Source organism: Corallococcus sp. CA049B, from assembly GCF_003611685.1.
Classification (GTDB): domain Bacteria; phylum Myxococcota; class Myxococcia; order Myxococcales; family Myxococcaceae; genus Corallococcus; species Corallococcus coralloides.
Genome location: NZ_RAWC01000432.1, coordinates 1 through 1719, shown reverse-complemented (window position 1 = coordinate 1719; position 1719 = coordinate 1). Strand labels below are relative to the sequence as shown.

The 1719-nt window shown below is 68.8% G+C and carries 1 protein-coding gene; it reads right to left on the bottom strand.

What is annotated here, in order from left to right:
- Positions 1–107: 107 nt before the first annotated feature.
- On the bottom strand, positions 108–1719 hold a 1612-nt coding region (locus D7W82_RS39495; RefSeq protein ID WP_120623163.1), incomplete at its 5' end, for a hypothetical protein.

Here is a 1719-nt window from a genome sequence, read left to right as displayed (position 1 = left end):
GGACGGGACGGGTGGAGGGCTCGGGCGCCATGGCTCCCTTACTGGCCATGCCCCGCCCCCCGCGCACGAAGAAAAGCGCGCGGGTGGGACGGAGCGTGGCCGGGACACTACTTCGCCGCGGGCGTGGACGCAGGGCCGCCGAAGTCCTTCACCAGCGAGTCGGCGGTGACGTAGCGCGGCTCGATGTCCACCGGCACGTTCTTCAGCCGCTCCAGCACCTTCTGCACGGGGGGGCGCACCACGCCCTGCTTCGCGAGCAGCGCCTCCGCGGCGGCGCGGTCGCCCTGGGCCTGGAGGCTCATGAGCTGGTTCGACAGCGACGTGATGGACGCCTGCATCTTGTCCGGCACGACTTCGAAGGTGCCGTCCGCGTTCACCTTCACCGCGCCGGTGTCCAGGAAGTGGTTGAGCTGGAGCGCGATGCCCTTGCCGTGCGCCTCGTCGATGCCGAAGCGGATGGAGCGGAACGCGGACGCGAGGAACGTCGTGTACATGGTCCGCTGCAGGTCCTTGTCCAGCGTGCCCTTGTCCACCAGCCGCTGGAGCGCCCACAGGCCGGAGATGTCGGCCTTGGCTTCTTCAATGGCGCTGGAGGACGCCTGCAGCGCCTGACGCACCGTCGTCTGCTTCCCGGCCACGGTGACGTTGTGGGGCCCCAGACCGTGCATCAGCTCGTGCATGAGGATGTGCGTGAAGAAGGCGTCGAAGGACACGTCCTTGCGGTCCTTCGCGGGCAGCGCCACCTTCGCGATGGGCACCAGCACGCGCTGGAACTTGGCCTCCTGGATGTTCTTCAGCATCACGCGCTTGGTGCCCTTCTCCGCCGCCACGCGCTCGTCGTTGGGCAGGTTGAAGGCCGCCGTCTGCACGCCCCGGTTGCCGTCACCGGACGAATAGATGCTGTTGATGACGCGGATGGGGGCCAGGGCGCCCAGCTTCGGGTTGCGCAAGGAAGGCTCAATCGGGAGGTTGTTCTCCAGCTCCTGGAGCTCCGCGCTGAACTTCGCCAGCTTCTGCGTCTCCGCGTCGTCGCGCACGCCGATGAAGGCCTCGAACGCGGCCTTGTAGTTGAACCAGCCGTCCTCGTAGACCTCGTAGGGCCCGATGGTGGGCTCCACGCTCGCGTCCAGCTCCATCCACGCGACCTCGCTCGCGTAGTAGTCGTTGGACAGGAACGCCGCCGCGCGCGTCTCCAGGAAGCGCTTCAGCGTGGGCTGCTGGGTGAGCGCCGCCGCCTCACGCAACAGCTGCGCGGCCATGCCCAGCTCGCCCTGGTACTCCACGCTGTAGGGCACGCTCACGAACTTGCCGTCCGGCCCCTTGCGCAGCGTGGTGAAGAAGCCCGTGGCCGCGTGCTGCTGCGCCTCCGGCAGGCTCTTCACCCACGCCTCCACCTCCGCCTTGGTGGCGCCGGCGGGGTAGAAGTTGCCCTCGTCCGGCCTGGGCGGCACGCCGGGGATGAACGGCTTCGCCTCGTCCAGGCGGGACCAGGGGCCCTTGTTGAGCAGGAACGCGTGCAGCCGCTCCTTGCCCAGGGGCGTGGTGTCCTTCACCAGGTCCAACAGCAGGGTCTGGTTGCCGGCCCACGCCTGGCCCAGGAAGAGGGGGTCCATGATGCGGGCGGCCTGGAGGATCTTGGCCAGGGCGCGCTTCTCCGCGTCCGGCAGCTTGGACACGTCCACCTTGACGTCCACGGGGGCGAAGCGCGCCGTCATCCGC